This window comes from Accumulibacter sp. (assembly GCF_032229525.1).
Taxonomy (GTDB): domain Bacteria; phylum Pseudomonadota; class Gammaproteobacteria; order Burkholderiales; family Rhodocyclaceae; genus Accumulibacter.
This window is the reverse complement of sequence record NZ_JAVTWB010000143.1, coordinates 1-8,971: the sequence shown is the minus strand read 5'-3', so window position 1 is coordinate 8,971 and position 8,971 is coordinate 1. Positions and strand designations below refer to the sequence as shown.

General features: G+C 63.0%; 8 protein-coding genes. 4 read left to right on the top strand and 4 right to left on the bottom strand.

What is annotated here, in order from left to right; all coding sequences use genetic code 11:
* From RUW20_RS10560 to RUW20_RS10545, 4 genes are all read right to left on the bottom strand, one after another.
* Window positions 1-1,124, bottom strand: a 1,124-nt coding sequence (locus RUW20_RS10560) for a heavy metal sensor histidine kinase (protein WP_313952169.1), incomplete at its 3' end; no start/stop codon positions are given.
* A complete protein-coding gene (locus tag RUW20_RS10555; RefSeq protein WP_313952168.1) occupies window positions 1,115-1,798 on the bottom strand; it encodes a heavy metal response regulator transcription factor in 684 nt (227 codons plus the stop codon). The genes RUW20_RS10555 and RUW20_RS10560, both read right to left, overlap by 10 nt.
* A 70-nt stretch (window positions 1,799-1,868) precedes the next feature.
* Complete coding sequence (locus RUW20_RS10550) at window positions 1,869-3,788, bottom strand: glycoside hydrolase family 15 protein (RefSeq protein WP_313952167.1); 1,920 nt, start codon at window positions 3,786-3,788, stop codon at window positions 1,869-1,871.
* A 56-nt stretch (window positions 3,789-3,844) separates the two neighbouring features.
* A complete protein-coding gene (locus tag RUW20_RS10545; RefSeq protein ID WP_409559344.1) occupies window positions 3,845-4,810 on the bottom strand; it encodes a DUF3179 domain-containing protein in 966 nt (321 codons plus the stop codon).
* Between the two features lie 244 nt (window positions 4,811-5,054).
* Here RUW20_RS10545 and RUW20_RS10540 point away from each other — a divergent pair, with 244 nt between their 5' ends.
* The 4 genes from RUW20_RS10540 (at window position 5,055) to RUW20_RS10525 (ending at window position 8,801) form a co-directional block, all read left to right on the top strand.
* Window positions 5,055-7,079 carry an MASE1 domain-containing protein gene (locus RUW20_RS10540; protein WP_313952165.1) on the top strand — a complete coding sequence of 675 codons (2,025 nt, stop codon included), beginning with the start codon at window positions 5,055-5,057 and terminating at the stop codon, window positions 7,077-7,079.
* Window positions 7,057-7,740, top strand: coding sequence for a response regulator (locus RUW20_RS10535; protein ID WP_313952164.1), 684 nt, complete (start codon window positions 7,057-7,059; stop codon window positions 7,738-7,740). The genes RUW20_RS10540 and RUW20_RS10535 overlap by 23 nt, the downstream gene beginning before the upstream one ends.
* Window positions 7,741-7,903: 163 nt before the next feature.
* Window positions 7,904-8,179: a hypothetical protein gene (locus tag RUW20_RS10530; protein WP_313952163.1), complete on the top strand. Its 276-nt coding sequence runs from the start codon at window positions 7,904-7,906 to the stop codon at window positions 8,177-8,179.
* A gap of 160 nt (window positions 8,180-8,339) precedes the next feature.
* On the top strand, window positions 8,340-8,801 hold the full coding sequence (locus tag RUW20_RS10525) for a TlpA disulfide reductase family protein (RefSeq protein ID WP_313952162.1): 462 nt from the start codon (window positions 8,340-8,342) through the stop codon (window positions 8,799-8,801).
* Window positions 8,802-8,971: the final 170 nt, after the last annotated feature.

Genomic DNA, 8,971 nt, shown 5'->3' with positions numbered 1-8,971 from the left:
GGCGTGTGACGGACAGCGTTGGACAGCAGATTGCTGATCGCCCGGCGCAGCATCGATCGATCGCCAAAAACGCTACCACTGCCAGAGCGCGTCAATTCGATCTGTTTGTCGTCAGCCAAGGCCTCATAGAACTCCAGTAGTCCCGTGACTTCCTCGGCCAGATCGAACGACTCCCGGTGGGGAACGATCAGTCCGTTCTCCGCTTTCGCCAGGAACAGCATGTCGGCGATCATCCGCGCCAGATGCTCGAATTCCTCGGCGTTCGATGCCAGGATGTCGCGATACTCCTCCGGCGTCCGGTCCTTCGACAGCGTAACCTGCGTTTGCGTCAGCAGATTGCTGACCGGCGTCCGCAGCTCGTGCGCCAGGTCCGACGAGAAATCCGACAAGCGCTGAAACGAGTCCTCGAGCCGGGCCAGCATCTCATTCAGTGTCTGGGCCAGGCCGGCCAGTTCGACCGGCACCGCGTCGGCGGCGAGACGCGAATCGAGCCGTTGTGCCGTGATGCCGGCTGCCTGGCGCTTGATCGCCTGCAGCGGTGCAAGCCCGCGTCGAACAACGATCCAGCCGAGGACACCGGACAAGGCCGACGCCAGGATGACGAACGACCACAGACGGGTGCGGAACGAAGCCATGAAATGTTCGTGGTGCGAGATATCGATGGCCACCGCGACGATGGCCGGTGCTTGACCCGCGATAGCGGTGGCTGCGAGGGCCGAAATACCTCGCAGCGGCTGGCCCTGTGGGGTTTTCCAGATGCTTGGGCCGACCTGATCGCCGCGCTGACCGCGCTCGACAAGTACCTCGGGAAATGCCGCCCCACGGGTGGCGAACAGCGTCTGTCCGGCCGGGCCGACAACCATCACCGCCAGTCCGGGGTGTCCCACCAGCGAGTCATCGAGCCTTTCCGGAAGGCGATCCAGTTCGTCTGGAGAACGCACTTTCTCGATAGCGTGCCGGGCCAGGCTCAGCTTGCCGGTGAGCACTTCCATATCCTGCTCGACGAAATGGCGCTCGACCGAGTCGCCGATCAGGAAACCAAGCAACAGCAGTACTGCTGCCGACACACCGGAAAACAGCAGGGTCAAGCGGAAAGTAAGCGACCGCTGTGCGATCAGTCGCACTCGCTGACCTCGAGCACATAACCCATGCCCCGTACGGTGCGGATCAGTTTTGCTTCGAAACCCTCGTCGACCTTGACGCGAAGACGCCGAACCGCGACCTCGATCACATTGGTATCACTATCGAAATTCATGTCCCAGACCTGCGAGGCGATCAGCGAGCGGGGCAGGACTTCGCCCCGCCGGCGTAGCAGCAACTCGAGCAAGGCGAACTCCTTTGCTGTCAGATCGATGCGCTTGCCAGCGCGGCTGACCCGTCGCCGCATCAGGTCGACTTCGAGATCGGCAACAGACAGGAACTCCGGCTCCCTGTGCCTGCCACCCCGTCGCAGCAGCGTGCGCACGCGAGCCAGTAACTCGGAGAAAGCGAACGGTTTCACCAGATAGTCGTCGGCGCCCAACTCGAGCCCACGGACCCGGTCATCGACGTGGTCGCGCGCCGTCAGGAACAGCACCGGCATCTCCCTGCCTGCTTTCCGCATGCCCTGCAGCACCGTCCAGCCGTCGATCCCCGGCAACATCACGTCGAGAATCACCAGATCGTAGGCTTCGCTCAGCGCACAGTGCAGACCGTCTTCACCAGCACGCGCCAGATCGACGACGAAACCAGCCTCCGCCAGCCCCTGCTTCAGATAATTCCCGGTTTTCGGCTCGTCTTCGACGATCAGGATTTTCATTGCCTGCCTCCACGAGAGGACATGTTAACTCGCGCCATCCTGAATCGGGTGTGCGACGGGAGGCGTTCACTCACGGCCAGAGCATGATCGATGCCGCGGACGAGGACAGCCGGTGGATAGTGCCGCTCTGGCGCAGGCTCGCCAGCAGTCCCCGGGCGCCGAAGGTGGCGCCGACCGCGCGCTTGGCCCGATCGGCGTAACTGCCGGCGACGGCTGCTGCCCCACCGCGTTCGAACAGCTCGAGGTTCACAGCCGAGCCGATCAAGGCCAGATGCGTGAAGGCTTGCGGCATGTTGCCCAGGAAACTCCTGGTTTCGACATCGAACTCTTCGGCGTAAAGGCCGACGTCGTTGGCGCAGCCGAGCAGCGTCTCGAACAACGCTTTCGCCTGCTCACCCCGCCCGGCGGCAAGAAGCGCGTCGACCCACCAGAAGCTGCAGATGAGGAACGCACCCTCGTCGCCTTCGAGACCGTCGCCGGCCGCGTAGCGTTTCAGGAAGGCGCCATCGGCCAATTCCCCCTCGACCCGCTTCAGGGTCGCTTCCAGGCCCGCCTTCGACAGCGGAAAGCCGAGCGCCGGGGCGAGCAGCGTCGCGGCATCTGCGCTCGCCGAACCGAAGGCCTGCAGCAAGGCGCCATCGGCGTCGGTGCCCTGGCGCAGGATCTGATCAGCGATCGCCTCCCTGGCGCTCTCCCAGGCCGGGTTCGGACCGAACAGGCGCAGCGCCCGGTCCATCGCCACCCACGCCATCATCTTGCCGTGCACGTGCTGCTTCGGTTCGTCGCGCATCTCCCACAGACCGCAATCGGGCTCTTGCCACTGGCGCAGCGCGACGTCGACGAAAGTGCACAGCACGCGGCGATCCTGCTTCGCAAGCGTACCGCCGAGCGCCTCGTAGAGCACGGCAAGGTCGAGTACCTGTCCGTAGACATCGATCTGCCGCTGCGTGCTGGCCGCGTTGCCGCGCCGCACGGGCCGACTCTGCGCGTAGCCTTCGAGGTGGTCGAGCGTTACCTCTGGCAGGAAGCGTTCGTGCTGAATGCCGTACATGATCCGGATGTCGGGCAGGGTCAGCCGGACGCAGCGCGAGAGATAGTCAACGTAGCGCTCGGCTTCACCGCTATAACCCAGGGCCGCCAGTGCGTAGAGCGCGAAGCACGAATCGCGCAGCCAGGAATAGCGATAGTCCCAGTTGCGCTCACCACCGATCGCCTCGGGAAGCGAAGTGGTCAGCGCCGCAACGATGGCACCGGTGGGGGCGAAGGTCATCATCTTCAAGCTCAGCGCGCTGCGCTCGACGGCAGCCCGGTACGCTCCGCGATAGCGGTTGTAGGCACTCCATTCCACCCAGAACGCTTGCGTCGTGGCCTGCATACGGTCGACAAGGCGCGAGGGCGGCTCGCTGATCGTATAGCGGGCGGCGAGCACCAGATCCAGGCGCTGGTCAGCCCGCAGGTGAATCGTGCCGGTTACCACATCCTCACCGGTGACCGCCAGCTGATGGCTGCAGAACAGCGTCGGCACGCCATCACCACCGATGCCGCCGTCCTTGATAAGCAACTTGACCGGCTCGGCGGCAAACGCGATCGACGGTTGATAGCGTAGATCGAGGGTGGCCTCGCCCTCGATCACGCGCGCCCGGCGCACCAGCCAGCCCGGGGCGACGAGTTCGACATAGTCGTGCGGGCCGTTATCGAGCCGCCGTCCGACCGGCATGAAGTCGACAAGTTCTACCACGCCGGTCTCGGTGCGCAGCCGTGTGACGAGCATGTTGGTGCCCGGAAGATAGTTGCGCTCGCGGCTGATGACGCCGCGCGGCGTCAGTCTCAAAGTGCCGCCCCTGGTGCGATCGAGCAGGCCGCAGAACACCGGGTCCTGGTCATGCCGCTCCAGGCAGCACCAGTCGACGTCGCCGTTGGTGGCGATCAGCGCGTGACCGTGGCAATCGCCGATCGCGGCGTAGTCGCGTAGTGGCTTGTAGGCATCCATTTTCTTCCCCTTCTGCTTGCTTGAGCGTCGGCGCTGCCGACAAGTCATGTCACGGTTCAGCGGGCGCCCTTTGCGGCTTCCTGAGTCCGCGCCTTGTAGACCAGAGTTTCGGGATGAAAGGCGTACCAGGCGAACCAGAAACCGACCACGCCGGCCAGAAGCTTGCCGTCCGCGTCCTGAGCCGTGGCGTTCGCATGTTGCGCATCGAAGCGCACGACGATGGCGCGACCGCCGACCCGGTCACCAACGGTACCATCGGTCTTCGCCAGTTCGGCGAAGGGATAAGCCTTGAACTGGCCGTCAATCTCCAGCCCCAGCACCCGCTCCTTGGGGTGGTAACCCTGCGCGCGGAAGCGGACGGGAAAATAGGTTTCGCGGTTGTTTTCGTAACCCGCATAGGGGTCGCGGTTGTAGTCGCGGACCTGGCCGGTGTCGCGCGACAAGACCAACGTGTCGGGGTGACGCTGCCGCCAGTCGAGCCAGCTGGTGTGCTCCAGCGGCAGTGAAACAAGGCGCACGCCCTGATGAGGGCCACTGATCGCGCGCCGGTCGATCTGTGACCATAGCGATTCCGTCCGTCGATCGTAGAGCAGCACATCGCTGTTGTAGAGCAGGCCCGAGACGCCGAACTTCATCGCCTGCCCGGCGACCTCCGCCAGGAAAGCCATACCCGTGCCGCACAGCGGACAGTAGGTCACCGTCACCGGTGTCTTCCCAAAGTGGTCGTTGACGATCTCGTGCCAATTGAGAATGGCGAGGGGATAGGCCTTGGCGACACCGTTCACCAGCACCCCGAGTACCCGGTCCTGCAGCTTGAGGTCTCCCGGCGCTCGCGCCGGGAGAAATACGGGCTGGTCAATGGCCGGGATGCCGTCTCGCGGCGGACCACCGGCGAGAATCTCTTCGGCCGGAACCAGGGCGCCAGCCAGGTCGAAGCCGTTCTTCACCGGGGCCGCCCTGGCCGACAGCGGGGCCGCCAGCAACGTGAGGCAAACCGCGAAGACCTGGATGACCTCGCGCATGGACTGTCTGCTGCCGACGATGACACGGTGCTCCGTATCGGCAAGGTAATGCAAGGTAGTCATCATGGCGGTCTGCTCCTCGGTCAGAGTCTTGGCATCTCCCGGTTGCCTGCCCGGCACCGGGCCTTTCCTCATTGGTCGTCGCAAGCCGGATTTTCTGACACTTGCTGAGCGTCTGTAAGAAGCCCGCCGGTGGAGCGACCAAGCAACGAGGAGACAAAACGCCACCCAGCACAGGCAAACGATGAAGCCTCTACTTCCTGCAACAAGGGCAACCTGGACGGCAGCGCGCACGCTGCTGGCTCTCGCGCTGGTGGCCGCGGCCTACCTGGCTGCCGGCGTCTTGTCCCTTGAGTTGTATCCCGTCGGAGATGGTCTTGCCGGCATCTGGCCGGCCGCCGGCATAGCCGTCGCAGCGGCACTGATTCTCGGCCCATTGGCCGCTGTCGGCGTTCTTGTCGGTGACTTTCTCTTTGGCCTGTACGCAGGCTGGGCCCCGATTCCAGCCCTGACGCTTGCCGTGGGTAGCGTCGCCGAGGTCCTGGTCGCCTGGCTGCTACTGGTTCGGCTCATCCCTATCGACATACGCTTGAAACGGACGCGCGATGTCGCCGGTTTTGTCGTCATGGGTGCCTTGCCCGGGGCGCTGCTGTGCATTGCTCTCCGTATCGGCCTGTTGGCACTCCTCGGGAACAGCTACGAGCTGAACGCAGAGAACATGAGCGGGCTGATCATCGGATTCGTCGGGCATAGTCTCGGAATACTTGTCGTCGCCCCCGTGTTCCTGGCCTGGACAGCGGAGCCCAAGCTGCCTCGCCGCCGGGTCGAGTTCTGTCTGTTGCTCCTCGCGACGGCGATCCTGAACGTCATCGGATTTTCGGTGACAGTCGCGGCGCCAGGCTCGGCAGTCCTGTACACCATCTTCGTCGCCGTATTGTGGGCAGCCTTGCGCTTCGGCCCACGGGAAACCGCCTTGGTCATCGCCATAACCGGTGTCTTTGCCACCTGGGCCGCTGGCAGTGGCAGTGGCCCGTTCATGCTCTCCAATCAGAACGAATCGCTGATTTCCCTGAGCCTCTTCCTCTTTGTGGCAACGGCAACAGCGCTGTTCCTGGCAGCTGCCGCCTGCGAACGCGACCTTTACCTGCAACGCGTCGTCGAGAGCGAGCATGCACAGCGTGCCTTGATCGATCAGATGGCGGAAGGCGTTGTCACCCTGAACGTCGACGGACGACTCGACTTCGCCAGCCAGCGTTTCTGCATGCTATGTGGCAAATCGGAAACACAACTGATTGGCCTGCGTCTGACCGACCTCTTCGAGGACGCCGGACCATCCACCATTGAGTCCCTTCCGACCGCCGTTCTCTCCGGTCACGACATCGAGACGGAGGTCTCCCTGACGGTGCCGGAACATGGCAGTCGCACGCTGGCGATCACGGCTCGATGCTTGACCGCTGCCGATGGTCGTCCGACCGGCACCATGGCAGTAGTCGCCGATATCACCGACCGCCGCAGAGCTGAGGAACGCTCACAGCAGCATCTGCGCCAGCTGGCGCACATGGGGCGGGTCAAGTCACTCGATGAAATGGCGGTGGCCATTGCCCACGAGGTCGCGCAGCCCCTGACGGCCATCACCACCTACGTTCAGGCAGCACTGCGCTTCCTGCAAGCCGACAAATTTCAGCGCAACAGCGTGCAGGAGGCCCTCGACGGCGCCTCATCGCAGGCGCAACGAGCCAGCGTCATCGTCGCTCGTATCCGCGCCTTCGTTCAGGACAGGCCATGGCAACCGACCGATTTGCTGGTCGATGACCTGCTGCGAGAGACAGCGCGCTTTGCCGAGCCGGAGGCCCGGCAGCACGGGGCAAGCCTGGCGCTGGCTCCCGGTCGCAGCCCTTGCCGGGTTCATGGCGATGAAATCCAGCTCCAGCAGGTCTTGATCAACCTGATCCGCAACGCCGCGGAAGCGATGGCAGAGCAAGGCAAGTCGCTGCGACAGATCGTCCTGGCAGCCCAACTCACGGGTGACGACCTGGTCGACGTCTCGGTCAGTGACACCGGGCCAGGTATTGAAGCCGGTCAGCGAGAACATCTCTTCGAGGCGTTCTGCACTACCAAGAAAAATGGTGTCGGGATCGGCCTGGCCTTGTGCCGCTCCATCGTCGAGGCTCATGGCGGCCAGCTGTGGGCGGAAACACCTGCCACCGGCGGCGCGATATTCCACATAGTTTTACGGGAGGTACGGCATGGACAACTCACAGCAAACTGATATTCCGGTGGTCTACATCGTCGACGACGAGCCCGCGGTACGCGATGCGCTGGGTTTGCTGCTGCAGTCGGTCGGCCTCGCGCACATCGGCTTTCCGGATGCCCATGCCCTACTCGCTTACCCGCTGAGCAGTGGCCCGTGCTGCCTGGTAAGCGACCTGAGAATGCCGTTGATGAGCGGTATCGAACTGGTGGAAACGCTGCGCAAGAAGGGGCTCTTCATCCCGGCAATCATCATCAGCGGCCACGGCGACATCAAACAGGCGGTGCGCGCTCTGAAATGCGGCGCTGCGGACTTCCTCGAGAAGCCTTTTGACGATCAGGACCTCATCGACGCGGTGCACGCGGCGCTCAAGCGCGCGGCGAACGATGCCGACCCCTCGCCAACGACGGTGGCCGACGAAGCGCCTCCAGGCCGACGCGCCCCGATATCACCGCGCGAGGTGGACGTCCTGCGCCTGGTCGTGAACGGTTGCCAGAACAAGGTGATTGCTCGCCAACTCGGAATCAGCGCCCGCACGGTCGAAGTGCACCGAGCGCATGTGATGCAGAAACTCGGGGTGACATCGCTTGCAGAGTTGGTCCGCGTCGCACTGCATGGCGGCCTTCTCGAAAACCCTTCCGAAGAGCCCTTAAGTAATCACCACGCCATCGCTAGGTAGACGCACGAATGTTTTCCAATTCTTGTCAGGGCTACATTAAGGCTGCAGGCTGAAGGTTGGATCAAGCAACTTCCTGCCATGCAGACCGAGGTTCCGGCAGCGTCATGGAAAACCAGGCGACCGGACCGTTACCGCAAGATCAATCGTTCTGAGGAGACACAAAATGAAACTCGTCAATTCCGCATCCGCCATCGCGCTGCTTCTGGCTCTTTCCGGCGGTCTCGTTTCCGGCCAGGCCCTGGCCGACCTACCGACCGCCAAGGTGGACATTCGAACCATCGACACCAACAAGAACGGCAAGGTCGAGAAGGACGAATACCTCGCTTTCATGGCCAAGGAGTTCGACAAGGCGGCTGGCAAGAAGGGCTACTGCACCTTCGAGGAGATAGACAAAGGCTTCCGGGCGATGCCTGGCAACCTCTATCTCGGTGGCGGCTAGATTAGTCATTCCGCATGTGCGTTGAGCCACACCCCTCTCTTCCGCCTCCATCGAAGAGAGGGATTTTCAACTTCGCCTGGAGGTCTTCATGTCCGGCAGTGACACGACAAACACCCGGAGATCGCGACGTTTGTGGCTACAGTTGGCGACGGCGATAGTCGTGGCTCCACACGCGCTCACTGCGCACGCCAACGGAAACGTCGGGCAGCCGCTGCCACTGCTGAATATCGAGTTGATCGACGGCACGCGCATCACAGGACGCCAGTTGCAGGGCAAGATAGTCGTTTACCTCTTCTGGGCTACCTGGTGCCCGATTTGCGTCGGCGAGATGGAAAGCTACCAGGCGCTGCGCAACGCCTATAAGGATAAGGGCCTGGAAGTGCTGGCGCTGTCGCTTGACCAGGAAGCAGGCGACGTCAAAGCATTTGTCTCCAGAAACCCCTATGACCTCCCGATGGCCATGCGCTCCGATGCAGTACGCGAAGCGTTCGGCGACATCCGCGGCACGCCAACGGTATTCGTCGTCGACCGCACCGGCATCCTCCGCTTCAAACACCTCGGAGGCATCTCGCCCGAGAATCTCGGACGCATTGTTGAACAGCTCCTTAACTGTGCATCTTGACGGCAGCTACGGCACGATGCCCCGGCGCGAAGCGGACACGGGGTCGCCTTCTCCTTTTCCCAGTTTACCAAGCCGCTTCAGCCACTCGCTGAAGCGGTCGAGGTAGAGGTAGATCACCGGCGTGAAATAGAGTGTCAGGAACTGCGAGAAGAGCAGCCCGCCGACCACCG

Coding starts and splice junctions, on each gene's coding strand:
- RUW20_RS10530 (WP_313952163.1), top strand. CDS start 7,904: ATGAAACTCGTCAATTCCGCATCCGCCATCGCGCTGCTTCTGGCTCTT.
- RUW20_RS10540 (WP_313952165.1), top strand. CDS start 5,055: ATGAAGCCTCTACTTCCTGCAACAAGGGCAACCTGGACGGCAGCGCGC.
- RUW20_RS10545 (WP_409559344.1), bottom strand. CDS start 4,810: ATGCGCGAGGTCATCCAGGTCTTCGCGGTTTGCCTCACGTTGCTGGCG.
- RUW20_RS10555 (WP_313952168.1), bottom strand. CDS start 1,798: ATGAAAATCCTGATCGTCGAAGACGAGCCGAAAACCGGGAATTATCTG.
- RUW20_RS10550 (WP_313952167.1), bottom strand. CDS start 3,788: ATGGATGCCTACAAGCCACTACGCGACTACGCCGCGATCGGCGATTGC.
- RUW20_RS10535 (WP_313952164.1), top strand. CDS start 7,057: ATGGACAACTCACAGCAAACTGATATTCCGGTGGTCTACATCGTCGAC.